The sequence below is a fragment of the Streptomyces sp. NPDC021225 genome, assembly GCF_044332865.1.
Taxonomy (GTDB): domain Bacteria; phylum Actinomycetota; class Actinomycetes; order Streptomycetales; family Streptomycetaceae; genus Streptomyces.
In genome coordinates this window covers 636,721-660,615 of sequence record NZ_JBIRPV010000005.1, presented here as the reverse complement: position 1 = coordinate 660,615, position 23,895 = coordinate 636,721, and the positions used below count along the sequence as shown (strand labels likewise).

Below are 23,895 nucleotides of genomic sequence, written 5' to 3'. Positions count from 1 at the left end.
GCCGCCGTCACCGGGGCTTGACGGCCGCGTGGACGGTGAACGCGCTCAGCCAGAACACATCCGGCCGGCGCAGCACGCCCGCCTCGTCGTCGGGGTCGATGAGCCGCCCGAGCGTGGCGCGGTCGGTCGCGTCGAGGCGGTCGGCCAGCCGCTCGTGCAGGCGGGCCAGCTCGATGTGCAGCATCTCGCGGGCCGGGGCGTCGAGCGGGGCGGGGTGGTCGACCAGGAAGGTGCGGCTGCGGGCCCCGGTCAGCCCGGCCGCCCCGAGCATGGCGGGCCAGTCCTCGACGATCTCCTTGGCGCCGGGCAGCTCCGCCCGCATCTCGGTGAACCCCTCGTCCTGCACGGCGTCGATCCGAGCCAGCAGGCCGGGGCGGCCGATGCCGATGTCGCGGGGCAGCGCGCGCAGCGGCAGCCCGCCCTCGGACACGGCCAGCACCCCGCCGGGGCGCAGCGCGGCGGCGAGCCCGTCGAGGGCTCCCTGCTGGTCCCCCAGGTGGTGCACCGCCTTGCTGGACCAGATCAGATCCGCCTCGCCCACGTCGGCCAGCCCGTCGGGCAGCTCGGCCAGGTGGGTCCGTACGCGGTCGGCGACCCCGAGCCGCTCGGCGCGGGCGTGGGCGCGCTCCAGCAGCTCCGGGGTGCCGTCGACGGCCACGACCTCGGCGTCGGGGAAGGCGCGGGCGAACAGGCAGGTGGCGCCACCGGGCCCGCTGCCCACGTCGAGCGCGCGGCGCACGGGCACGGCGAGGAGCCCGCGCAGCCATTCGGCGGTCTGCTCGAGGGCGGGGGTGCTGAGCTCCGCGTTCTTTTCGAGGAGCGTTCCGAAGACGGCCCAGTCGACGGCGTGCGAGGCGTCGCCGTGGGCGTGGCCGCCGTGCGGGTGATGGGTGTGGTCGTCGTGGGTGTGCGGGTGTCGGGTCATGCGAGGAGCCTGCCCCCGCCCCGCGCCACCGGCAAACTTCCTTGCCGTTCCGGCAACTCGACCTGTTGGGCAGCGGCTAGGCGACGCCCTGTGCGCGGGCGATGTCCTCGATGCGGTGGGCGAGCCGGAGGTCGAGTTCGGTCACCTTGCCGCCGACGCTGTGGGTGTTCACCGAGACGCCGACCTTGTTGTAGCCGAGGGTCAGATCGGAATGGTGTCCCAGCTCCTCCTGCGCCTCGGCGACCTCGGCCACCAGGCGGGCCGCGGCCGGGTGGCCCGGGAAGGAGTAGCCGCGCACCAGCAGATCGTCCCGCAGCGACCAGCCGGGGAGGTCCGCGAGGCCCCGCTCGATCTCCTCGTTCGACAGCGGCTCGACGGCCATGGCGCCTCCCTTTCGTCGCGACTGGTCCCACCCTCCCACGCACCCCTCCGACCACCCGCGAGGCGGGCGGCACGTGTTCGGTTACGGTCGGGGTATGACGACTGCCGTGACTGCCCCGGGGGTGGGCTCGCTGCTGCGCGAATGGCGGGACCGGCGGCGCATCAGCCAGCTCGAACTCGCGCTGCGCGCCGACTCCTCCGCCCGCCACATCAGCTTCATCGAGACCGGGCGGGCCAGGCCCAGCCAGGAGATGGTGCTGCGCCTCGCCGAACACCTGGACGTGCCCGTACGCGAGCGCAACGCCCTGCTGATCGCGGCGGGTTACGCACCGCACTACCCGGAGACCTCGTTGGACGACCCCTTGATGGGCCCGCTGCGCGAGGGGATGGAGCGGCTGCTGACGGCCTACGACCCGTACCCCGCGATCGTCGTGGACGGCACGTATCACGTGGTGGCGGCGAACCGGGCCATGGCCGCGGTGCTTGAGGGGGTCGCGGAGCACCTTCTCCGGCCGCCGATGAACGCGATGCGCATCACCCTGCACCCGGACGGGCTGGCCCCGCGGATCCGCAATCTGCGCGAGTGGCGCGGCCATCTGCTGGAGCAGATGGAGCGGCAGCTGGCCCTGCTGCGCTCCTCGCCGCTGCGGGAGCTGTACGAGGAGGTCAGCGCCTATCCGGTGGACGCGGGGGGCCGGGAGGAGGCGGCCGTGGGCGGGGACCACGCGCCGTTCGCGCTGCCGATGGTGATCGAGCACGCGGGAGAGGTGCTGTCGTTCGTGTCCACGATCACGACCTTCAACACCCCCATGGACGTCACCGTCTCCGAGCTGGCCATCGAGACCCTGCTCCCGGCCGACCCGGAGACGGCGCAGGCCCTGCGGCGGCTCATGCCGTAGGGGCCGCCGGGACCCGGTCCAGGAAGCCGAGGACGGAGCGGATCCGGCCGTCCTCGGCCAGGGTGATCACATCGGACCCGGCGACGGGCGCGGAGCCGTCGGCCGTGGAGACCAGCTCCCAGGTGAAGCGGGCGGTGTCGTGGTGTCCGTCGACGGTCCCGGTGTGCTGGAAGACAAAGCCGGGGAACTGCTCCTGGGCCCCGGCGATGACCGCCGCGAGCTGGTCGTGGCCGCTGACCGCCGCGAGGGGGTCGGTGTAGCCGCCGTTCTCGGTCCAGGCGGCGGCGACGGCCTTGGCGCGGGCCTCGGCGTCGGTCGCGTTCCACGCCTCGAAGTAGCGGGCGACGGCGGTCTCGTACTGCGACTGGGCGGTCATGGCAGGGCTCTCCTCATGGCATGAAATCCACTGGTGGGACCGGGTCCCGAGCCGGAGTGCGCCGGCCCGGAACCCGATGCCTCCACCCTGCCGCCGACGGCTCGCCCGGTCGATTACCCGCCAGGTAATGACGACGGCCCGGCTCAGGACAGCGCCGACCAGGCCTCCTCGACCAGGTCCGCGACCTTGTCGGGCCGGTTGGACACGCCGCTGCCGGCCGTACGGACCTGGACGGTCAGCCCGGCGCCGGTGCGCTGGCAGTAGGTGACGTGCACGGAGTCCGCGGTGGGTTCGGATCCCTCCATGGTGGGCTGGTTGTAGAGCACGCACGAGACATCGCCGATGGTCTTGAGCTCGTCCGGCGCCTTGGCCAGCGCGAGCCGCTTCGGGTCCACGTAGAGGACGTACGGCTCGGGGGCGCGGCTGCGGACCGCGATCAGCGTCGCGGTCGTCTGGAAGTCCTTGTCGACATACTGCTTCACCACGGCGGCGGCACCGCCGTACGCCTTGGACACCCGCTCGCCGCTCAGGCGCGCCTCCTCGGCGAGCTGTTCGGCCGTCTTCTCGCCCTTGGCGCCGTTGGACTCGCGCTGGGCGTCCACGAGCGGTCTGAGCCCGTCGAGCTTCGCGGGGGCGCTGAGCTCGCCTCCGCCGCCCCCGCCGCCGAAGCCCCCGCCGTCGTCGTCCGAGAGCAGCGCGGGTATGCCGGCCGCGGCCAGCCCGACCACGAGGCCGATGGCCGCGGTGACCAGCGGATTGCGCAGCGAGAACCGGCCCTGTCGCGGGGCCGGGGCCGCGGCGGGGGCGAGGGCCGGGAACTGTCCCGGCTGCGGCGGGATGCCCGCGGGCTGCGGGGGAAGCCCTTGCGGCTGCGGGGGAAGTCCCTGGGGCTGAGGGGGTGTCGGCGGCTGCTGCTCAGTCATGTCGGCCTCAAGGTTTCTCACGAGTCGTCACCTATGTGTCGGTCCATCATTCTGGCCCAACCGGCTGGATCCCGGGCCTAGTAGACACTGTCTACCCTTCCTGGTAGACAGTGTCTATGAGCGAACACGACACGGGGCTGCGATCCCGTCTGATCGAGGTCGGCGTCGACCTGGTGACCAGGGAGGGGATGGCGTCCCTGACGCTGCGGGAGATCGCCCGCAGGGCCGGGGTGTCCCACGGCGCCCCGCGCCGCTACTTCCCCACCCACCTGGCGCTGTTGTCCGCGATCGCCCGGCAGGGCTTCGGCGCGCTCGCCGCGCAGGTCGCCGAGGCGGTCGGGGACGGCAAGGCCGCGCCGCGCGCCCAACTGATGGCGCTGAGCCGGGTCTACCTCGACTTCGCGCTCACCAACCGCGGCATGTTCGAGCTGATGTTCCGCCATGACCTGCTGGAGAGCGACCACCTCGGCCTGCGCGACACCAGCCTGCCGCTCTTCGAGGTGCTGGTCGACCTGGTCGCCCGGGCGCGGCCGGCGGCCGACGCGGCGCCCCGGGTCGTCGCGGGCGCGCTGTGGGCCAATCTGCACGGCATCGTCCAGCTGTGGGGCTGGGGCAGCCTCCAGCTCGGCACGGGCGCCGACGACGTCGAGCCGCTGCTGCGCGCCGCGCTGGACGCGCACCTGGGGCCTGAGCGGTCGTGAGCGCCTCGCGGCACCGCCGCTTCACGCTCGTCGGCAGCGTCGCCGGGGCCGCGATCGTGGCCCTGGACGGCACCGTGCTGACCGTCGCGCAGCCCGCCATGCGGCGGGATCTGCACGCCTCGTTCACCGCGGTGCAGTGGACCAGCACCGGCTATCTCATCGCGGTGGCGGGCCTGCTCGTCTTCGCCGGGCGCCTCGGCGACCGCTACGGCCACCAGCGGCTGTTCGCGGTCGGCACGCTGGGCTTCGCCGCCACGTCGGCGGGCATCGGCCTGGCGCCCGGGGTCGGCTGGGTGATCGGCCTGCGGGTCGCCCAGGGGGTGTTCGGCGCGCTGCTGCAACCGGCCACGCTCGGGATGCTGCGGGCCGCGTATCCGCCGGACCGGATCGGCATGCCCATCGCCCTGCGCACCAGCGCCATCGGGGTGGCGGCCGCGGCCGGCCCGCTGGTCGGCGGGGCGCTGACGGATCAACTGGGCTGGCGCTCGGTCTTCTTCCTGACCGTGGCACCGGCACTGCTGATCGGTGTCCTGGCGCTCGTCGTGCGGATCCCGGAGCCGAAGCGGGCCGCCGACCTCCCGCTCGATGTGCCCGGCGCCCTCCTCCTCGCGCTGGCCCTGGCATCCCTGGTGCATACGCTCGTCGCGCTGCCGGAGGCCGGCCGGACGGCGGCGACCGCGCTCGGGGCCCTCGCCACGGTGGCGGCCGGAGCCGCGTTCGTCCGGCACGGGCGGCGCGCCGCGCACCCCCTGCTGCCGCCGGGCGTGCTGCGGGCGGCGGCCGTCGCCCCGGCGCTCGGGATCCTGGTGGCGGCGTCGGCCGCGGTGTTCGGGACCCTGTTCGTCGCCACGTACTTCCTCCAGGACGTGCTCGCGCTGGACCCGCTGGCCAGCGGACTCAGGGCGCTGCCGCTGCCCGCCATGATGGTGCTTGGCGCGCCGGTCTGTGCCCTGCTGCTGCGCCGGTACGGGCCCCGCCCGACGGCCGTGGCGGGGATGGCGCTGCTCGCCCTCGGCGTGCTGCTGTTCTCCCGGCTCGGCCCGGCGCCCACGGCCCTGGAGATCGGCGGCTGCTTTCTCGCGATCGGCGCCGGATTCGCCGCGGCGATGGTCACCGCGACGGCCGTGGTCGTCCGCCAGGCTCCGGCGGATCACGCCGGGGTGGCGGGCGGGCTTCAGCAGACCGCGATGAACATCGGCCCGGCGCTGGGCGTCGCCGCGGCCACCATGCTCATGGCGCTCACGACGATGGGCGCCGCGCTGTCGGTCCTGGCCGCCGTCGCCGCGGCCGGGGCGCTCCTCGCGGCCCGGCTGCCCCGGTCAGGCGGCCGACCCGGCGGCGCTCCCGCCGGCCGGGGGCGCGCCGTCCGCGCGGGCGGTCTCCGCGGGGGCCGCGGGTCCGGTCCGGCCGGCGGCGCGGCGGGCGGCCATCAGCACGTGGACCAGCACACCGGCGAAGAGGAAGAGCGTGCCCTGGTAGACGGCGGCGTATCCGGCGCCCGCGACCAGCCAGAAGGAGAAGCCGAAGCCGAGCAGCGCGAGTAGCAGGTCCCGGGCGAAGCGGCCGGGGCGCACCTCGTCCCGGCGCCCGGTCAGCAGGAAGTGGACCTGGGCGCCGGCGGCCAGCAGATACGGGACGGTGGCCGAGAAGGTGGTGATCAGGACGAGGGTCTCGAAGACCCCGTCCGAGCCCGAGGTGTAGTTGACCACGGTGAGCAGCGAGGCGAGGGCGGTGCCGACGAGCACGCCGAAGGTCGGCACCCCGCGCCGCTTGGCGGCGAACGCGGCGGGGAAGAGCCCGTCGCGGGCGGCGGCGTACGGGGCCTGGGCGCTCATCAGGATCCAGCCGTTGAGCGCGCCGACGATGGACACCACGGCGGCCAGCGCGATCAGGGTGCCGCCCCAGGCGCCGCCGAACATGGCGTCGACGGCGTCGGAGAAGGGGGCGGTCGAGTTCACCAGGTCCCGGTGGGCCACGGTGCCGAAGACCGACAGCGTGCCGACGAGGTAGACCACGGCGGCGCCCACGGTGCCCAGCACGCTGGCCCGCCCGACGTTGCGCTCAGGGTCGCGCACCTCGCCCGCGCTCATCGACGCCGACTCGACGCCCACATAGCTGTAGAGCAGGATCGCGGCCGCCGCCGAGAGCCCGCCGACCGCGCTGCCGCCGCCCGCGTTGAACGGGCCGAGGTTGTGCGGGTCGAAGAAGAACAGCCCGGCGACGGCGACGAAGAGCAGCGGCACGAACTTCAGCACCGTCGAGACGATCTGCACCGCGCCGACCCAGCGGGTGCCCGCCAGGTTCGCGAGCGCCGGGAGCCACAGCGCCAGCAGCGCCACGGCCAGGTCGACGCCCTTGGACTGGTGCCCGGGGGCCAGCACATGGACGTAGCCCACGGCCGCCACCGCGAGCGCCGCGTTGCTCACCCAGGTCATGGTCCAGTACGACCAGGCGGACAGAAACCCCGCGAAGTCGCCGAACGCCGCGCGCGCGTAGACATACGGCCCGCCGGTGCGCGGATCGCGCTCCGCCAGCCGGCCGAAGACGAGCGCGAGCGCGACCGCGCCGACGGTCAGGACGGCGAAGGCGAGCAGGCTGACGGTGCCGTACGGGGCGACGGAGGCGGGGAGCAGAAAGATGCCGCCACCGATGATGTTGCCCATGACGAGCGCCGTCGCCGTGGGCAGGCCGAAGCGGCGGGCGGGGTGCGGGTCATGCATCCCGCCATGGTCGGGGAATGCGCACGATGCGCAAAATCACCGGGTTTTGTCCGGCATGGGCGGCGGGGCCGCCGAAGATGCTGCGGTGACACCCCCGGGCCGCCGTGATTCCTCACCCGTCTGGCGCGGGATCTGCGGCCCGTCCGCCTCCCGCAGCCAGCGCCGCAGCACGGTGTGCACCCGCTCGGCGCCCACCAGCTCCTCCCCCGGCCGGGTGGGCGGGCTGAGCTCGATGGGCCACAGCAGAAAGGGGTGGCTCTGCGCCCCGCCGAGCCCGCCGTGCGAGCCGATCTGTCCCTCGAAGGCGTGCACCTCGCCGGTGGCCGGGTCGTACGCGGAGTTGACCATGATGTCGGGGGCGTTCGGGAAACGCGCGGTGCGCCGCACGGCGGCCGCGGCGCCGTCCCCGAAGGCCGCGAGCGGGCTGCGCCCCACGACGCGGCCGGTGTCGAGATGGTGCTCGGCGCCGTCCGCGCCCAGCACCACCGCGCCGTGCCGCTCGGATCGTACGAGCAGAAAGCCCACCCCGGGGTGGTCGGCGAGGGTGCGCAGCAGCGCGGGGTGGCGGCGGTCGATCTCCTCGCGGCTCATCCGGCCCGGTACGTCGGGGAAGGACACCAGGCCCAGGTTGCCGGAGGCCAGCACCACCGGGTCGGAGGGGCCGTGGCCGTCGCCGTCCGGCTCGGGCCGGCGCAGCGCGGCGCGCGCCGCCTCGCGCGCCTCCGCACCGGTGGGTGTACGCCCGGCCTGCCGGGGCACGGTCAGCCCGCAGCCGGCCCGCACCAGGTCCTCCAGGGTGAGGCCGTAGGCGTCGGCGAAGGTCGCGCCGGGGCTCTGCCCGTGGTCGGAGAGCAGCACGATGCGGTAGTCGCGCGGCGCGTGCTCGACGACCTTGGCGATCAGCGCGACACAGCGGTCGAGGCGGCGCAGCACCTGGTGGGTGTCGCGGCTGCGTGGCCCGGAGTGGTGCGCCACCTCGTCATAGGCCACCAGGTCGGCGTAGATGGCGGTGCGCCCGGACAGGATGTCGCCCATCACCGCGGCGACCACCACATCCCGTTCCACGACGGTGGCGAAGGCGCGGATCAAGGGGTACAGCCCGCCGCGCCCCACGCGCGGCGCCGAGCGCCTCAGCCTGGCGCGCGCCGCCTGGCCGAGCTCGCGGAAGACCTCGGCAAGGAAGGAGCCGGCGGTGCGGGTCGCGTTCGCGGGGTCCCTGAAGTACGCGAAGTAGCCGCTCCGGGAGCGGTTGTGCCTGCCGCGCCGGGCCGCCACCGAGAGCACCAGCGCCAGCTCCTCGGCGCCGCCGGTGAACAGGTTGCCGCGGCTGGCCCCGTCGACGGTGAGCAGCCCCCCGTCGCCGGTGCGGGCCGCGGCCCGGCGCTGCAACTCGGCCGCGCTGGTCGGCCGGTTGCTGACCATCACCTGGCGGGTCTGCTTCTCGTACCAGCGGAAGGCGGGCACGTCCTCGTTGGAGCCGTGCAGGATGCCGAGCTGGCTGGCGCCGGTCTGGCTGGACCAGTCGGTGCGCCAGGGGGTGAGCGTATGGGTGGTGTCCACCCAGCTCGCGAGGGTCGGCATGAGCGGCGGCCGGTTTCCGCGGTCGCACACCGCGTCCCGCAGCACATCGTGTCCCACGCCGTCTATCTGGAGGAACACCGTCCCGGGCGGCTGCGGCCCCCCGCCCGGACCGCCCAGGCGGCGCCGTCGGCGGTCCGCGAGCCGCGCGAGCCGGCGGCGGTAGGCGCCGTCGTCCCGTACGGCCAGGAAGGTGCTGGTCGCCGAGGACGCGGCGGACATCACCGCCGCGACCACAACGGCGGTCTCGGGCTCGGCCGCGCCGCGCCCGTCCGGGATCAGGCTCAGCGCGATCAGCAGCAGTGAGCCGTTGAGCACGAACACCAGCAGGCCGAGCACGAAGGCGGGCACCAGCAGCAGGGCCCGCACAAGCAGCGGCCACACCAGCGCGCTGAGCAGGCCGAAGGCCCCCGCCCCGCTCGCGGCGGTGATCGCGACACGGGTCGCGCTGTCGCCGTCGGCGGACTGGAGCCGGAAGTCGGGCAGGATCGCCGCGAGCGCCAGCATGGTGAGCGTGGACACCGCCCATACCGCGATCACTCGCAGCAGGGCCGCGCCCACGGTTTTCCATCGGGGCATCTGCACGCCGCACCAACCTCGTGTTCCTGGCCCGCTCGACACGCGCGGGCCGTCCCCCAGCCTGTCACAGCGGATTTCGGGCCCGGCCGGTGCCGTTTCCCCCCGTCGCCGTCTCTCTATAAGAATTTCGTTCATTGATATGGACACGCCATGCGGGCGGGCCTACCGTGACTCTTGGTCTAGACCATGATCCATTGACTGGAGGTGACGATCACATGCCCGCATTACGCATCAGAACGCTCCTCGCCGTCGCCGCGCTCGCGGCGGCGCTGACGGGCGTGGCTCCGGGGACACCCGCGCCCGCCGTACAGTCGCCGACGGACGGCTGGCAGCAGAAGTCCTTCACCTACGCCATGCACAAGCCGTGGAACCTGGACCTGAGCGAGCGCTACACGTACGACTCCGGCTCCAAGACACACACCATGTGGGTGTACTCCACCGACGAGCCCCTGGAAGAGGGCAGCTCGACCGATCCGCGCACCGAGATGCGGTGGAACCAGGAGTACACCTCGGGCAAGCGCATGTGGGACGCCGACGTGTACATCCCGTCCGGCACCAACGGCGCGGACTTCATGCAGATCCTGCGGGTCAAGCACCCGTCCGGCACCCCCGCGACCGACATCATGCTGCGCGTGTCCAGTGAGAACGGCGGCACCGTCAAGCGCTACACGGACCAGGTCGTCAAGACCGGTGTCTACAACAAGTGGTGGAACCTGAAGGTCGCGCACGACGCCGACGCCGGGCGGATCCGGGTCTACGCCGACGACCAGCTGGTTCTGACCGTCGACGACCGCGGCCCGGCGACGCGCCACTTCAAGAACGGCGTGTACCACCACGGCAGTGGCCGGGCCGAGGCCCGGTTCCGCAACATCCACTATTGGGTTCAGTAGAGGAGCGCGAGATGTCGGGAAAGCATCGTGTGATCGCCGCCGCGTCGGCCGCCTGCGGACTGCTCCTGGCGGTACCGACCGCCGCCCACGCCGAGGTCGAGCCCGGCGGCTGGACCTCCGAGTCTCCCTCGTTCAAGGTGCAGGAGCGGGGCTGCGGCCAGGTCGACGGCCTGACCTTCACCCTCACCTGTTCCACGGCCGGCGGCGACCAGCGCGCCGAGCGGCGGTACGACACGTACACCGGCGGCACCCGCCAGTTCGAGGGGTACTTCAAGGTCACCAGCATGGGCGGCACGCGGATCAGCCTGAAGCAGACGTTCAACGACACGGACGGCGCCGCGGGCCCGTACTTCATGCTGGCCGTCGAGCGCGGCGGGCGGCTGTACGCCGTGCACGGCGGGGACACCCTCTCGAACGCCGGGACCGTCGGCGCCACGGTGCGGGTGAACACCGTGCACCAGGTGGGCAAGGAACACCGCACGTACATCAACGGATCGCTGAAGCACACCGTCGACAGCCCCGGCGGCAGCTTCTACGACAAGTTCGGCGCGTACCGCACCAGCAGTGGCAACGGCCCGGCCACGGTGGTGTGGAGCAACGTCAAGTTCTGGCGCAAGTGAGCGGCGCGCTCCGAGCCCTGGCGGCGGCGGTCCTCGTCGCCGCCGGCCTGGCCGGCTGCTCCTCGCCCCGGCCGTCCGCCACCCGCCCCGCCGAATCGGCCACCGGCACCAGGCTGACGGCCACCCTGACCTCGCCGGTGGACATCACCCTGAGATGGACGGGCACGGAGCCGGGAGCCGCCGGCCGGATCGTCGAGTTCGCGACCGAACCCGAGGGGCCGTACACGATCCTCGACTACCTCCCGCTCGGCCGGACCTCGTACCGGCACCCCGAACTGATGCCCGAGACGCCCTTCTACTACCGCGTGCGCCCCTACTACGGGCCCGCCTCGCGGCCGGTCGACGTACGGCTGCCGAAGGGGGAGTTCACGGAGAAGGACCAGAAGGACGACCACGAGTGGGCGCCGCCCCGGACGCAGCGCCAGACCGCCGTCCGTACCGGCTCCGTCACACCCGGAGCGGCCGGGGCGGCCGGGGCGGCGGCCCCCACGGGGCTGCGGGCGACCGTCATGCACGCCAACGGCATCAGGTTCACCTGGACCGACCACGCCTCCGACGAGCAGGGCTATCTGCTGGAGGACCGGCCGCGGGGCGGCGACCGCTTCCGGCCGGTCGCCGTCCTGGACCCGGACATCAACTCCTTCGGCCTGATCACCCTGGAGAACGAGAAGCGGGCGACGTACCGGGTGCGGGCCTTCCGCTACGGCGAGCGGTCCAACGTCGTGCACCTCAAGACGGGGGCCTCGCCCCAGCGGTAACGGCTCACGCGGGGCGGCCGAGCTCCTTGCGGAACAGCTCCAGGACGTTCCCGCCGAGGACCTTGAGGATGTCGCCCTCGGGCAGGCCCCTGCGGACCAGCGCCTCGGTGACCAGGGGCAGCCCCCGGGGGCCCTCAAGCCCGGGCACCACCAGCTCGGCGTACTCGAGGTCCTCGCAGCACGGCGGGCTGACGTCCGCGCTGACCTCCTTGATGAAGTCGGGCCCCAGGCCCACCCGGTCCACGCCCGCGACCTCGATGACATGCAGGATGTGGTCGGCCAGCCGGTCCACCGTGCGCTCGGCGGGGTCGGTGGCCAGGAACTCGCCGAGGAAGTTCACGCACACCATGCCGCCGGTCGCGGTGATGCCGCGGATCTGTTCGTCGGTGAGGTTGCGGTGGTGGTCCAGCAGGGCACGGGCGGAGGAGTGGGTGGCCAGCACGGGCCGGGTGGCCAACTCCAGCACATGGGCGACGCCCGAGGCGCCCAGATGGGAGACGTCGAAGAGCATCCCCAGTCGCTCCATCTCCGCCAGCGCCGCCACCCCCGCCTCGGTGAGCCGGCTGCCGGTGGCGTCCTCGCCACTGCCGTCGGCCAGGGCGGTACGTCCCCAGTGGGCGATGGAGGCCATGCGCACCCCGAGCCGGTACAGGGTCGGGATCAGCTCCACGTTCGCGTCCAGTCCTGGGGCGCTCTCCAGCGCCAGAACCAGCGCGATCCTGCCCTCGTCCAGGGCGCGGTCGATGTCGTCCCCGTCCAGGCACAGCCGTACCTCGTCCGCGTTGCCCTCGGCGAGGGTGTGCGCGCACTCGATCATCCGCAGCGTCTCGCGCAGCGCGCCCTCGGGGCGGAACCAGTCCTCGATGAAGACCGGCAGCACCTGGAGGTCCACCCCGCCCTCGCGCAGCTGGGGCAGCCACTGGTCGCGGAAGAAGGAGGCCCAGCGGCGCGGCGGGCGGGCGGTGACGGCGACCAGCAGGTCGTTGTGGGCGTCGGCGACCACCGCGCGGCGGTGGAGTTCCAGGTACGAGGACACGTACGGGCATTCCTTTGCGGTCAGGCGGTCGATCGGAGCGTCCGGGGGCAGGGTGCCCCACGGGCCGGGTTCCGCGCCATGGAATATCGAGGGGGCAGGGGCTGTCGGCCGCCGCCGGGCGCGGTGAGAGGATCGAGGGGCACATAACCGTCCGCGCCGCCGTCCACTGGTCCGGGCGGAGCCACGAGGGAGGGTCCGAGTGTCGGTGGAGATCACCTGGTGGGGGCATGCCACCACCACCGTGCGGGACTCCGGTGTGCGCGTGCTGACCGACCCGCTGTTCGTACAGCGGCTGGCGCATCTGCGGCGGCGCCGCGGGCCCGTGCCGCCGCCCGCCGCCGCGGTCGCCGATGTCGCGCTGGTCTCCCATCTGCACGCCGACCACCTCCACCTCGGCTCGCTGATGCGGCTGCGCCCCGGCACCCGGCTGGTGGTGCCGCGCGGCGCGGGGCGGGCCGTGCCGGGGCTGCGGCGGGTGGCGCGGGCGCGGGAGCTGCGGGTCACGGAGGTGCGGCCGGGCGAGGAGATCGCGGTGGGCGAGGTCCGGATCCGGGCCGTGCCGGCCGCGCACGACGGCAGACGGCTGCCGTACGGGCCGAGCGGGGTGCCCGCGCTCGGCTATGTCCTGCGGGGCGAGGCAACGACGTACTTCGCGGGCGACACCGGGCTGTTCGACGGCATGCCGCGGGCGGTGGGCGACTGCGATGTGGCGCTGCTGCCGGTCGGCGGCTGGGGCCCCTACCTCGGCCACGGCCACCTCGACGCCCACCGGGCCGCCGAGGCCCTGGCCCGGCTGGGCGCGCGCACCGCGATCCCCGTGCACTACGGCACGTTCTGGCCGATCGGCATGGACTGGGTCCGCCCGCACGAATTCCACGCGCCCGGCGACGACTTCGTCCGGCACGCCGGACAGCTGGCCCCCGACGCGGTGGTGCACCCGCTGCGGCACGGCGAGTGCGTACGCCTGGAGACCGCCAGATGACCGGCCGCATACTGGAAGGCATCGGCGATCTCGCGCGGAGCGTGCCGCCCGAGTCGACCCAGCAGGCAGTGGGCTATCCCTCGCTGTTCCTGCTGGTGGTGCTGGGCTCGCTGGTGCCGGTGGTGCCGACCGGGGCGGTGGTGAGCTCGGCGGCCGTGGTGGCGGTCCATCAGAGCGTGCCGCCCCTGTCGCTGCTGGTCGTCTTCGCCGTGGCGTCCTTCGCGGCCTTCCTCGGCGACATCGCCCTCTACTGGCTCGGCCGCCGCGGCCTCCGCTCGAAGAACGGCTCCCGCTGGCTCGCCCAAATCCAGGGCCGCGCCGCCCCCGAACGCCTGGCCCAGGCCCGGACCCGGCTCGACGAGCACGGGGTGGCGGTGCTGGTCCTGTCCCGGCTGCTCCCGGCCGGACGCATCCCGGTGATGCTGGCCTGCCTGCTCTCCCGCATGCCCATGCGGCGCTTCGCCCGCGGGGACGCCCCGGCGGCGCTGGCCTGGGCCGCGACCTACGCGCTCATCGGCATCCTCGGCGGCACGCTCTTCGCCAGGCCCTGGGAGGGCGTGGCCGCCGCGATCGCCCTCACCGTCCTCGTCGGCGCCGCCCCCGCCCTCCGCCGCCGCACCCGGGCCCGCCGCGAGGCACACAGCGAGGCGACGGGCTGACCGCCGGGCCGGCCGGCGAGCCGGCTGCGGCTCAGCCTCGGGCTGCGCAAGGAGCGGGGCCGTTGGGTCGTGGCGCGCGAGCATCATTCGTTCCCGGACACCTCCGGCCCCGACGCCGCGTAAGTGGCCGTGCGGGGCCCGGCCGACGAGGGGGCGGCCGGGCCCGGGCGGGGCGGCGGGGTCAGCGGCAGAGGACGGATCGGAGGGCTTCGGCCAGGGTGCGCTCCGGTTCGCGCGCGGCGTCCGGTGCGCGCCAGGCGATGAAGCCGTCGGGGCGGATGAGGACCGCGCCCCGGGGGGTGGTGCCGTGGAGTTCGGTCCAGTCGACGCCGGGGTCGGGGGTCAGGTCGTGGGTGGGGTCGGGGCCGATGCGGTAGGCGGCCAGCGGCATGTCGAGGCGGTCGGCGACGCGCAGGGCGGCGCCGTGCCAGGCGGCGCCTTCGGGGCCGGTGAGCAGGACACAGGTGCGCTCGTAGAGGTCGAGGGTGGACAGCCGGGTGCCGTCGCGGTCGATCCACAGGTGCGGGGCGCGGCCGCCGGGTTCGCCGACGGCGGTGAAGCGCTCGGGGACGACGGGGACGGCGGGGTCGGCGCCGAGGATCGCGTCGGAGGCGTAGCGGTAGCCCATGGCCACCGCGAGCACATCGCTCTGCCGGCCGGTGGACGGTGGCGCGGTGTAGCCGGGGTGGCTGTGTTCGGCGGAGCGCGCGGCGGCGCGGGCGCTGGTGGCCACGGCGACCGGCTGGCGTTCGGCGCCGTAGGTGTCCAGCAGGCCGGGTCCGGCCCAGCCGCCGAGGACGGCGGCGAGTTTCCAGGCAAGGTTGTGAGCGTCCTGGATGCCGGTGTTGGAGCCGAAGGCGCCGGTGGGGGACATCTCGTGGGCGGAGTCCCCGGCGAGGAAGATCCGGCCTTCGCGGTAGCGCTCGGCCACCCGTTCGGCCGCGTGCCAGGGGGCCTTGCCGGTGATCTCGACCTCCATGTCGCGGACGCCGGTGGCCCTGCGGATGTGTTCGGCGCACCGCTCGTCGGTGAAGTCCTCCAGGGTCTCCCCGGTCTCGGGGTGCCAGGGGGCGTGGAAGACCCACTGTTCGACGTTGTCCACCGGGAGCAGCGCCCCGTCGGCCTCCGGGTTGGTGAGGTAGCAGGCGATGAAGCGGCGGTCGCCCACCACATCGGCGAGGCGCTTGGCGCGGAAGGTGATGCTGACGTTGTGGAACAGCTCGCCGTGGCCGGTCTGGCCGATGCCCAGCCGGCGCCGTACGGAGCTGCGGGGGCCGTCGGCGGCGATGAGGTAGTCGGCGCGCACCACGGAGGTACGGCCCGACTCGCGGTGCTGGACGACCGCGGTCACCCCTTCGGCGTCCTGCTCGAAGGAGATCAGTTCGGTGGAGAACCGCAGCTCGCCGCCCAGCTCCTGGGCGGTCCGCAGCAGGACGGGTTCGAGGTCGTTCTGGCTGCACAGACACCAGCCTGAGGGGCTGAGCCCGCGCATGGTGCCACCCGGGTCGATCTCCCGGAACAGCCAGTTGTGGTCCATTCCGGTGAGGGATTCGGCCTGGAGGATGCCATGGTTGCCGTCCAGGACGGACGCGGCCTCGCGGATCGCCTGTTCCACCCCCGCGGTGCGGAACAGCTCCATGGTCCGGAGGTTGTTGCCGCGCCCTCGGGGGTGTGTGGAGGTGCTCGCGTGTTTCTCCACGAGCAGGTGTCCGACGCCCAGACGGCCCAGGAAGAGTGAGGCGGACAGTCCCACCAGGGAGCCGCCCACGACGAGTACTGGCACACGCTCATCGACATGGGGATTCATCTCGCTGCTATTCCCGGGGTTTCATGCCTGGTCAGGCGTCTGGTAGGCCCCTTCGCCCGGATGGCTCACATATCTCGCGGCATCCGTGGGAGCGCTCCACGATCGACTCACGGGCGCCGCGTCCGGCGAAGGACGCCCCCGGAGGAGGAGTAGAGCCTATGAGCACCCTGCCCAAGACTTCGCGGCCCGCGAAGTCCACGACGACGACCGAGCCCCCGCCCCGGCAGTCCATGCTCACCGACGCCCGGCTGCGCGTGGTGCTGCTGGTGTCGGTCCACGCGGGCGCCGAAGAGCGTTTTCTGCATGCCTACGAGCAGTTGTCCCAACAGGTGGCCGCGGTCCCGGGGCACATCAGCGACCAGCTGTGCCAGTCGATCGAGAACCCCTCGCAGTGGCTGATCACCAGCGAGTGGGAGAGCGCCCCGCCGTTTCTGAGCTGGGTGGAGAGCCCCGCGCACCGGGAGATGGTCAAGCCCCTCCACGGGTGTGTCGAGGACACCCGGTCGCTGCGGTTCAGCGTGTTGCGGGAGACCTTCTCGGGCAAGGGCGCCTCCGGCCGCCGCGCCGCGCCCCCCGTGCAGCTGGCCCCGAGGATCGGCGACGGCCTGGTGCGGCACGCGCTGACCTTCACCGTCAAGCCGGGCAGCGAGGGGAGCGTGGCCAAGATCCTGGCCGACTACGCCGCGCCCGAGGCCCGGGTGGACGAGCACACGCGGCTGTGCCGCACCTCGCTGTTCATGAGCGGCAACCGTGTCGTACGGGCGGTCGAGGTCAAGGGCGACCTGGTGGCGGCGTTGCGCCATGTGGCCAGACAGCCGGAGGTCCGGGCGGTCGAGGAGGCCATCAACCCGCATCTGGAGGAGGACCGCGACCTGGACGACCCGGAGGCCGCGCGGGCGTTCTTCATGCGGGCCGCGCTGCCCGTGGTGCACCATCTGACCGCTGACCCCAGCCGCCCGCCGAATCTGCACCGCCACATGCTGCTGTACCCGGTGAAGACCGGCTGCGGGCCGGCGGTGGCCAGCCTGCTGGCCCGTCAGGACGACCTCGCGGTGAGCAAGGCGAAGTCGGCGATGGCCTCGGGCAAGGGGCGGCACACGATCGTCAGCAGCACGGTCTTCCAGCGCGACGACATCGTCGTACGGATGGTGGACATGGGCGTGCCGCTCGACAGCGAGCCCGCGGTGGCGGCCGGGGTCAGCGGGCCGCGCGCGGCCGCCGTGCTGACCCGGCTCCTCGACGCGGGCGGCGCTGGGAAGAAGAAGATCGACCTGGTCGGCGAGGCCGGGCTGCGGCGCTTCCTCGACGACTGCGACATGGCTCAGGTCACCGACCGCCGCGCGGCGGACTACTGACGCTCCCGCTCCCTCTCCCCCCCGGGTCCCCTGCCCGTAGCCCCGCTACCCCCCGGCCCTTCCCGTACCCACCGACACGTCGTGCGCGGCGGCCGCGCCGTCTTCTTGGAGGCCAGAATGACCACGCAGTCCCACCTCATCGTCGACCATTCCGCGGTCGCCCCCAACCGCCGCCGCGGCGGCGATGTGCGCGCCATGCTCACCCCCACCACGGTGGGCGCCACGAGCGGCTTCATGGGCATGGCCGTCGTACAGCCCGGCGAGCGCGTCACCGAGCACTACCACCCGTACTCCGAGGAGTTCGTGTACGTGGTGTCCGGTGAGCTGGAAGTGGACCTGGACGATATGGCGCATCCGCTCCGTGCCGACCAGGGGCTGCTGATCCCCATCAACATGCGCCACCGGTTCCGCAACGTGGGCGACACCGAGGCCCGGATGGTGTTCCACCTCGGCCCGCTGGCCCCGCGGCCGGAGCTGGGCCATGTGGACACCGAGACCGCCGAGCCCGCCGAGGCCGCGTCGTGACCCGACGGGTGGTGGTCACCGGGCTCGGTGTCGTCGCCCCCGGGGGCGTGGGTGTCCCGGCCTTCTGGGACATGCTCACCGCGGGCCGCACGGCGACCCGCGGCATCACCCTGTTCGACGCCGCCCGGTTCCGTTCGCGGATCGCCGCCGAGTGCGACTTCGACCCCGTGGCCTGCGGGCTGTCGGAGGAGCAGATCGAACGCTCGGACCGGTATGTGCAGTTCGGGCTGGTGGCCGCCACCGAGGCGATGAGCGACGCCGGGCTCGCGCCCGGGGGGCCCGGTGTCAAGGACCCATGGCGGATAGGCGTGTCGATGGGCTCGGCGGTGGCCGCCTCCACCCGGCTGGAGCAGGACTACGTCAAGGTCAGCGAGTCCGGCGCGCGCTGGGATGTGGACCACCGGCGGGCCGGTGCTTATCTGCACCACGCGTTCTCGCCGAGCGCGCTCGCCTCCGGTGTGGCGGAGCTGGCGGGAGCGCACGGGCCGGTGCAGACCGTGTCGACGGGCTGTACGTCGGGTCTCGACGCGATCGGGTACGCCTTCCAGACGATCGAGGAGGACCGGGCCGATGTGTGCGTGGCGGGGGCGGCGGACACCCCGGTCACCCCGCTCACGGTGGCCTGCTTCGACTCCATCAAGGCGACCTCGACGAACAACGACGACCCGGCCCACGCGTCCCGGCCGTTCGACGCCCACCGCGACGGCTTCGTCCTCGGCGAGGGCGCGGCCGTGCTGGTCCTGGAGGAGCTGGAGCACGCGCGGGCCCGGGGGGCCGACGCGTACTGCGAGTTCAAGGGGTTCGCCACCTACGGCAACGCCTACCACATGACCGGTCTGACCCAGGAGGGCCTGGAGATGTCCGAGGCGATCAACCATGCGCTCGGCCACGCCCGCATCGACAGCACCGAGATCGACTACGTCAACGCGCACGGCTCCGGCACCAAGCAGAACGACCGGCATGAGACCGCGGCGGTGAAGCGGTCGCTGGGCGACCACGCGTACAAGACGCCGATGAGCTCGATCAAGTCGATGGTGGGGCATTCGCTCGGGGCGATCGGGGCGATCGAGCTCGCCGCCTGCGCCCTGGCGCTGGCCCACGGCGTGGTCCCGCCCACCGCGAACTACGAGACCCCGGACCCCGAGTGCGACCTGGACTATGTCCCGCGCACCGCGCGCGCCCTGCCGCTGCGCAATGTGCTGTCGGTCGGCAGCGGGTTCGGCGGCTTCCAGTCCGCGGTGGTGCTGGGCCGGGCGGGAGGTTCGGCATGAGCGTGTCTTGGCGCGCTGCGCGGGCTGGACTGAGGAGCCGCGCAGCGACGGAGGAGCGAGCAGCGACGGAGGAGCGAGCAGCGACGAGGGAAGCCCGCGCGTTGGAGCGCGCCAAGACCGAGCGGGAGGGTGCCGCATGAGAACCCGGACCCCCGAAACCCCGGCCCAGGGAACCCGGCCCCGCGAGCGGGCCTTCACCCGCGCCCGCGGGGCGGTGGTGACCGGGCTCGGTGTCATCGCGCCGAACGGCGTGGGCACCGACGCCTTCTGGAAGGCGACCCGGGAGGGGATCAGCTTCCTGGACCGGCTGACCCGCCCCGGCAGCGAACACTTCCCGGTGCGGGTCGCCGGCCAGATCCGCGGCTTCGACCCGGCCACGATGATCGAGGAGCGGCTGCTGGTCCAGACCGACCGCTTCACCCATGTCGCGCTGGCCGCCGCCGACCTCGCGCTCGAGGACTCGCGGCTGCCGGTGGACGACCTCTCGCCGTTCGCCATCGGCGTGGTGACCGCGGCCGGTTCCGGGGGCGGCGAGTTCGGCCAGCGCGAGCTCCAGCAGCTGTACAGCCAGGGGCCGCGCCATGTGGGCCCGTTCCAGTCCATCGCCTGGTTCTACGCGGCCAGCACCGGCCAGGTCTCCATCCGCGGCGGCTTCAAGGGCCCCTGCGGGGTGCTGGCCAACGACGAGGCCGGCGGTCTGGACGCGCTGGCGCACGCACGGCGGTCGATCCGGCACGGGGCGGACGCGGTCGTCGTGGGCGCCACCGAGGCGGGGCTCGCCCCGTACTCGATGGTGTGCCAGCTGGGGTGGCGGGAGCTCAGCCGGGCCCGTGAGGCGGGCCGGGCCTATCTGCCGTTCACCGCCGACGCGTGCGGCTTCGCGCCCGGCGAGGGCGGGGCGATGTTCGTCGTGGAGGAGGAGGGGGCGGCCCGCCGCCGCGGGGTGCCGATCCGCGGGTTCATCAGCGGCCACGGGGCGACCTTCACCGGGGCGTCCCGATGGGAGCGGTCCCGGGAGGGGCTCGCCCGCGCGATCCGGGTGGCGCTGGAGGACGCGGACTGCGCGCCCGAGGAGATCGACGTGGTGTTCGCGGACGCGCTCGGTGTGCCGGAGGCGGACCGGGCCGAGGCGCTGGCCATCGCGGACGCCCTCGGCGAGCACGGCTCCCGGGTCCCGGTCACCGCGCCGAAGACCGGCTTCGGCCGGGCGCACTGCGCGGCTCCCGTGCTGGATGTGGCGGCCGCGGTGCTCGCGATGGAACACCGCATGGTGCCGCCCACACCGTATGTCACCGATGTCTGCCATGACCTCGACCTGGTCACCCGCAGTCCCCGCCCCGCCGAGCTGCGGACGGCGCTGGTGCTCAGCCGGGGGCTCATGGGTTACAACGCGGCGCTCGTGCTCCGCGGCCCGGAAGGAGATATCTGATGTCCCGTCAATTCAGCCACCCCGAGTTGGCCGCGCTCATGAAGAAGTGCGCCGGCCTGACCGTCGACCCGGCCGCTCTCGCCGGGTCGCCCGAGATGACCTTCACCGAGTTCGGCCTCGACTCGCTCGGCCTGCTCGCCATCGTCGGCGAGCTGGAGAACCACTACGGCATGCCCATCGAGCCGGGCGCCGAGAGCTGCAAGACCCCCAATGACTTCATCGACGTCATCAACGTCTCGATCACCGCAGGAGCATGAGATGCCCGGGCACACCGACAACGAGATCACAATCGCGGCACCGATGGACCTCGTCTGGGACATGACCAACGACATCGAGCGCTGGCCCGACCTGTTCAGCGAGTACGCCTCGGTCGAGGTGCTGCGGCGGGAGGGGGACACCACCACCTTCCGGCTGACCATGCACCCCGACGAGAACGGCAAGGTCTGGAGCTGGGTGTCCGAGCGGGAGACCGCCCGCGATGTGCACACCGTGTGGGCGCGCCGGGTCGAGACCGGCCCGTTCGCCTTCATGAACATCCGGTGGGAGTACGAAGAGACGCCCAAGGGCACCCGGATGCGCTGGACCCAGGACTTCGAGATGAGGCCCGACGCGCCGGTCGACGACGCCGGGATGACGGACCTCATCAACCGCAACTCCAAGGTCCAGATGGAGCTCATCCGGGACAAGATCGAGCAGCGCGCCCGCGCGACGGTGGAGGCCTGACGATGTATCGCACCATGATCGTCGCCAAGATGAACCGGGACGCGGGGCCCGGCATCGCCAAGGTCTTCGCCCACTCCGACCAGGGCGAACTGCCGAAGCTGATCGGGGTCACCGGCCGCAGTCTGTTCCAGTTCGGCGATGTGTATCTGCATCTGATCGAGGCCGACCGGCCGCCGGCGGAGCAGGTCGCCCGGTACGTCAAGCACCCGGAGTTCCGTGACGTCAGCGAGCGGCTCCAGCCGTTCGTCCAGGCGTACGACCCGGAGACCTGGCGGGAGCCGAAGGACGCCATGGCCCACGAGTTCTACCGCTGGGAGCGCGACCGCGCCTGACCAGGGCCGGAAAGGAGCCGGAAGGGAGCACCACTGTGGTCGCGGAATGGGTGCGCTGCGAGCGCTGCGCCGACCTGATCTACGGCAAGAGGTTCGCGCGCACCCTGCGCGTATGCCCGGACTGCGGCTGGCACAGCCCGCTGACCGCGCGGCAGCGGCTGGACCAACTGCTCGACGCCGGCTCCGCGGCGCCGGTCGGTGAGGTCCAGCCGCTGCACGATCCGCTGGAGTTCGCCGACACCCGGCCGTACGCGGAGCGGCTGGCGGACGCGCGGGCGAAGACGGGGCTGCGGGAGGCGGTGATCTGTGCCCTGGGCCGGATCGAGGAACAGCCGGTGGTCGTGGCGGCGATGGACTTCCGGTTTCTCGGCGGCAGCCTGGGCTGCGGGGTGGGCGCGCTGATCTGCGAGGCGGCACGGACCGCCCTCGCGCGGCGCGTCCCGCTGCTGCTGGTCACCGCCTCCGGCGGGGCCCGGATGCAGGAGGGCGCGCTGGCCCTGATGCAGATGGCCAAGACCGCGCAGGCGATGGCCGAGCTGGACGAGGCCGGGATTCTGACGGTCACGCTGATCACCGATCCGACGTACGGGGGCGTGGCGGCCTCCTACGCCACCCTCGCCGATGTGCTCGTCGCCGAGCCGGGCGCGCGGCTGGGCTTCGCCGGGCCCAGGGTCATCGAGCAGACGACCGGGGAGCGGCTGCCGGAGGGCTTCCAGACGGCGGAGTTCCTGATGGAGCACGGCATGATCGACAACATCGTGCCGCGCTCCGCCCTCCGGCCCACCCTGGCCCGTCTGCTGGCGCTGGGCCGCCCGGCCCCGTCCGAGGCCGGGGCAGGGGCAGGGGCCGGGGCCGAGCCGGCCGAGGCGCCGCACACCGCCCCCGGGGAGCAGCGCCCGGCCGCCGCCGAGGGCCGGGCGGCGCGGGGCACGGTCGTACGGCGGCTCGAGGAGGTGGCGGAGCGGGACGCCTGGGAGGCGGTGCGGACGGCCCGGCAGTCCGAACGCCCCACCGTGATGGACTACTTCGGCCAGATCCTCGACGACTTCCACGAGCTGCACGGCGACCGGCTCCTGGAGGACTGCCCCGCCGTGGTCGGCGGCCCGGGAAGGCTGGGCGGGCGGCCGGTGATGGTGATCGGGCAGCACAAGGGCGGGGCGAGCCTGGCGGAGCGGCAGGCGCACCGGTTCGGGATGCCCGCGCCCAGCGGCTACCGCAAGTCCGCGCGGCTGATGCGGATGGCGGCCAAGCTGGGGCTGCCCGTGATCACCCTGATCGACACGCCGGGCGCCCACCCGGGCCCGGACGCGGAGCGCGGCGGCCAGGCGCTGGCCATCGCGGACAATCTGCGGCTGATGTCGCGGCTGCCGGTGCCCGTGGTGGCGGCGGTGGTCGGCGAGGGGGGCAGCGGTGGCGCGCTCGCGCTGGCCGTCGCCGACCGGGTGCTGATCAGCGCGGGCGGCATCTACTCGGTCATCAGCCCCGAGGGCTGCGCCGCCATCTTGTGGAAGAACCCCGAGGCGGCCAGGGCCGCCGCGGCGGCCCTGCATCTCGACCCCAGGGAGCTGCTGCGGCTCGGGGTGGTCGACGGGGTCGTACCGGAGCCGCCGGACGGCGCCCACCGCGACCCCGCCAAGGCCGCCGCCCTGCTCGGCGACGCGCTCGCCGAGACCCTCGGCGAGCTGGTGCCGTGGGACCCGGGCCGGCTGCTGCGGGCGCGGGCAGAGCGCTTCGGCCACTTCGGGCTGGACACGGGGGTGACCGCCGGGTACGCCGGCGGCCGGCTACACACCGATAGAGGTGCATCGTGACAGCGGACAGCCACACCACGGACCATCGCGAGAACGGACACCGGCCGGGCGCGGTCGTGCTGCCCCCGCACACCACGCTGGATTCGCTGTGCCGCAGCGTGACGGAGCTGGCGAAGGCCGCGGCGAAACAGCCGCGGCGCATCACCCTGCGGCACGGACAGACGACGGTGGAAATGGAGTGGCCCGATCCGGCCGGTTCTGACCACGCGTCCTCCGGTGTCCCCATGCCCCCGGCCCCCGCCGCTCCGCCGGCCCCCGCCCCGCCACCGCATCCGGAGACACACACGGCCGGACCGGACCCCGCGGTGACCGACGGGGCGCGGCCGGAGCCCGGGACCCGGCAGACGGGGGCCGGGCTCCGGTTCGTGTGCGCGTCGACGGTCGGCACGTTCTACCACGCGCCCGAGCCGGGGTCCCCGCCGCTCATCTCGGTCGGGGACACGGTCAAGCCGGGGCAGCCGATCGGTGTGCTCGAGGTCATGAAGATGATGAGCACCATCGAGTCGGACGTGGCCGGGCGGGTGGTGGAGATCCTGGTGCCCAACGGGCAGCCCGTGGAGTACCAGCAGCCCCTCATCGCGGTGGAGCCCGGGCCCGCCGCCGGGCCGGTGTGAT

At 73.4% G+C, this 23,895-nt stretch carries 24 protein-coding genes and 1 pseudogene; 17 read left to right on the top strand and 8 right to left on the bottom strand.

Annotated features, from left to right (window positions below; translation table 11 throughout):
- Positions 1-7 precede the first annotated feature (7 nt).
- Positions 8-925 (bottom strand): class I SAM-dependent methyltransferase, encoded by a 918-nt coding sequence (locus ACH4S9_RS25075; protein WP_398373897.1) that lies wholly within the window; start codon positions 923-925, stop codon positions 8-10.
- 76 nt (positions 926-1,001) lie between these two features.
- The gene (locus ACH4S9_RS25070; RefSeq protein WP_311728376.1) at positions 1,002-1,307 is read right to left on the bottom strand and encodes a 4a-hydroxytetrahydrobiopterin dehydratase; all 306 of its coding nucleotides are present in this window, start codon (positions 1,305-1,307) and stop codon (positions 1,002-1,004) included.
- Between the two features lie 94 nt (positions 1,308-1,401).
- On the opposite strand from ACH4S9_RS25070, the gene ACH4S9_RS25065 reads away from it, so the two are divergent.
- Positions 1,402-2,205, top strand: coding sequence for a helix-turn-helix domain-containing protein (locus ACH4S9_RS25065; protein WP_385348358.1), 804 nt, complete (start codon positions 1,402-1,404; stop codon positions 2,203-2,205).
- On the opposite strand, the gene ACH4S9_RS25060 is transcribed toward ACH4S9_RS25065, so the two are convergent.
- Positions 2,195-2,581, bottom strand: a complete 387-nt coding sequence (locus ACH4S9_RS25060) for a nuclear transport factor 2 family protein (protein ID WP_385348355.1) — start codon at positions 2,579-2,581, stop codon at positions 2,195-2,197. The two genes, ACH4S9_RS25065 and ACH4S9_RS25060, sit on opposite strands and share 11 nt — an antisense overlap.
- 143 nt (positions 2,582-2,724) lie before the next feature.
- Positions 2,725-3,504 (bottom strand): hypothetical protein, encoded by a 780-nt coding sequence (locus tag ACH4S9_RS25055; protein WP_398373896.1) that lies wholly within the window; start codon positions 3,502-3,504, stop codon positions 2,725-2,727.
- 116 nt (positions 3,505-3,620) lie between these two features.
- On the opposite strand from ACH4S9_RS25055, the gene ACH4S9_RS25050 reads away from it, so the two are divergent.
- Positions 3,621-4,205 carry a TetR/AcrR family transcriptional regulator gene (locus ACH4S9_RS25050; RefSeq protein WP_398373895.1) on the top strand — a complete coding sequence of 195 codons (585 nt, stop codon included), beginning with the start codon at positions 3,621-3,623 and terminating at the stop codon, positions 4,203-4,205.
- Positions 4,202-5,524: pseudogene (locus tag ACH4S9_RS25045) on the top strand (MFS transporter); the annotation flags it as partial. The gene ACH4S9_RS25050 and the pseudogene ACH4S9_RS25045, both read left to right, overlap by 4 nt.
- Here the strand turns inward: ACH4S9_RS25045 and ACH4S9_RS25040 are convergent.
- Both ACH4S9_RS25040 and ACH4S9_RS25035 read right to left on the bottom strand, forming a co-directional pair.
- Positions 5,525-6,925, bottom strand: a complete 1,401-nt coding sequence (locus ACH4S9_RS25040) for an amino acid permease (protein ID WP_398373894.1) — start codon at positions 6,923-6,925, stop codon at positions 5,525-5,527.
- 36 nt (positions 6,926-6,961) lie between these two features.
- The gene (locus tag ACH4S9_RS25035) at positions 6,962-9,082 is read right to left on the bottom strand and encodes a phage holin family protein (RefSeq protein ID WP_398373893.1); all 2,121 of its coding nucleotides are present in this window, start codon (positions 9,080-9,082) and stop codon (positions 6,962-6,964) included.
- Between the two features lie 215 nt (positions 9,083-9,297).
- On the opposite strand from ACH4S9_RS25035, the gene ACH4S9_RS25030 reads away from it, so the two are divergent.
- The 3 genes from ACH4S9_RS25030 to ACH4S9_RS25020 are packed head-to-tail and all read left to right on the top strand — an operon-like array spanning position 9,298 to position 11,350.
- A complete protein-coding gene (locus tag ACH4S9_RS25030) occupies positions 9,298-9,972 on the top strand; it encodes a cinnamyl alcohol dehydrogenase (protein ID WP_311728368.1) in 675 nt (224 codons plus the stop codon).
- Between the two features lie 11 nt (positions 9,973-9,983).
- Positions 9,984-10,592 (top strand): hypothetical protein, encoded by a 609-nt coding sequence (locus tag ACH4S9_RS25025; RefSeq protein ID WP_311728367.1) that lies wholly within the window; start codon positions 9,984-9,986, stop codon positions 10,590-10,592.
- Complete coding sequence (locus tag ACH4S9_RS25020; RefSeq protein ID WP_398373892.1) at positions 10,589-11,350, top strand: fibronectin type III domain-containing protein; 762 nt, start codon at positions 10,589-10,591, stop codon at positions 11,348-11,350. The genes ACH4S9_RS25025 and ACH4S9_RS25020 overlap by 4 nt, the downstream gene beginning before the upstream one ends.
- A gap of 4 nt (positions 11,351-11,354) precedes the next feature.
- Here ACH4S9_RS25020 and ACH4S9_RS25015 read toward each other — a convergent pair whose 3' ends face one another.
- Positions 11,355-12,386 (bottom strand): dipeptidase, encoded by a 1,032-nt coding sequence (locus tag ACH4S9_RS25015; protein WP_398373891.1) that lies wholly within the window; start codon positions 12,384-12,386, stop codon positions 11,355-11,357.
- A 199-nt stretch (positions 12,387-12,585) separates the two neighbouring features.
- Here ACH4S9_RS25015 and ACH4S9_RS25010 point away from each other — a divergent pair, with 199 nt between their 5' ends.
- Positions 12,586-13,368, top strand: coding sequence for an MBL fold metallo-hydrolase (locus ACH4S9_RS25010; protein ID WP_311728363.1), 783 nt, complete (start codon positions 12,586-12,588; stop codon positions 13,366-13,368).
- Entirely contained in the window at positions 13,365-14,027 is a 663-nt protein-coding gene (locus tag ACH4S9_RS25005; RefSeq protein ID WP_398373890.1) for a DedA family protein, read from the top strand. The genes ACH4S9_RS25010 and ACH4S9_RS25005 overlap by 4 nt, the downstream gene beginning before the upstream one ends.
- A 181-nt stretch (positions 14,028-14,208) precedes the next feature.
- Here the strand turns inward: ACH4S9_RS25005 and ACH4S9_RS25000 are convergent, their stop codons facing one another.
- Positions 14,209-15,834, bottom strand: coding sequence for an FAD-dependent monooxygenase (locus tag ACH4S9_RS25000; protein WP_311728361.1), 1,626 nt, complete (start codon positions 15,832-15,834; stop codon positions 14,209-14,211).
- Between the two features lie 158 nt (positions 15,835-15,992).
- Here ACH4S9_RS25000 and ACH4S9_RS24995 point away from each other — a divergent pair, with 158 nt between their 5' ends.
- From ACH4S9_RS24995 to ACH4S9_RS24955, 9 genes are all read left to right on the top strand, one after another.
- The gene (locus ACH4S9_RS24995) at positions 15,993-17,189 is read left to right on the top strand and encodes a SchA/CurD-like domain-containing protein (RefSeq protein WP_361188991.1); all 1,197 of its coding nucleotides are present in this window, start codon (positions 15,993-15,995) and stop codon (positions 17,187-17,189) included.
- Positions 17,190-17,306: 117 nt separating this feature from the next.
- Positions 17,307-17,714 carry a cupin domain-containing protein gene (locus ACH4S9_RS24990; RefSeq protein WP_398373889.1) on the top strand — a complete coding sequence of 136 codons (408 nt, stop codon included), beginning with the start codon at positions 17,307-17,309 and terminating at the stop codon, positions 17,712-17,714.
- Positions 17,711-18,985: a beta-ketoacyl-[acyl-carrier-protein] synthase family protein gene (locus tag ACH4S9_RS24985; RefSeq protein WP_385348330.1), complete on the top strand. Its 1,275-nt coding sequence runs from the start codon at positions 17,711-17,713 to the stop codon at positions 18,983-18,985. Before ACH4S9_RS24990 ends, ACH4S9_RS24985 begins: the two co-directional genes overlap by 4 nt.
- A gap of 136 nt (positions 18,986-19,121) precedes the next feature.
- Positions 19,122-20,414: a beta-ketoacyl synthase N-terminal-like domain-containing protein gene (locus ACH4S9_RS24980; RefSeq protein ID WP_385348327.1), complete on the top strand. Its 1,293-nt coding sequence runs from the start codon at positions 19,122-19,124 to the stop codon at positions 20,412-20,414.
- A complete protein-coding gene (locus ACH4S9_RS24975) occupies positions 20,414-20,671 on the top strand; it encodes an acyl carrier protein (RefSeq protein ID WP_311728356.1) in 258 nt (85 codons plus the stop codon). The genes ACH4S9_RS24980 and ACH4S9_RS24975 overlap by 1 nt, the downstream gene beginning before the upstream one ends.
- 1 nt (position 20,672) lies before the next feature.
- Positions 20,673-21,137 carry an SRPBCC family protein gene (locus ACH4S9_RS24970; protein WP_311728355.1) on the top strand — a complete coding sequence of 155 codons (465 nt, stop codon included), beginning with the start codon at positions 20,673-20,675 and terminating at the stop codon, positions 21,135-21,137.
- Between the two features lie 2 nt (positions 21,138-21,139).
- Positions 21,140-21,469 (top strand): TcmI family type II polyketide cyclase, encoded by a 330-nt coding sequence (locus tag ACH4S9_RS24965; RefSeq protein ID WP_385348323.1) that lies wholly within the window; start codon positions 21,140-21,142, stop codon positions 21,467-21,469.
- Positions 21,470-21,504: 35 nt separating this feature from the next.
- Entirely contained in the window at positions 21,505-23,280 is a 1,776-nt protein-coding gene (gene accD, locus ACH4S9_RS24960) for an acetyl-CoA carboxylase, carboxyltransferase subunit beta (RefSeq protein WP_398373888.1), read from the top strand.
- Positions 23,277-23,894 (top strand): acetyl-CoA carboxylase biotin carboxyl carrier protein, encoded by a 618-nt coding sequence (locus tag ACH4S9_RS24955; protein WP_398373887.1) that lies wholly within the window; start codon positions 23,277-23,279, stop codon positions 23,892-23,894. The genes accD and ACH4S9_RS24955 overlap by 4 nt, the downstream gene beginning before the upstream one ends.
- Position 23,895 lies beyond the last annotated feature (1 nt).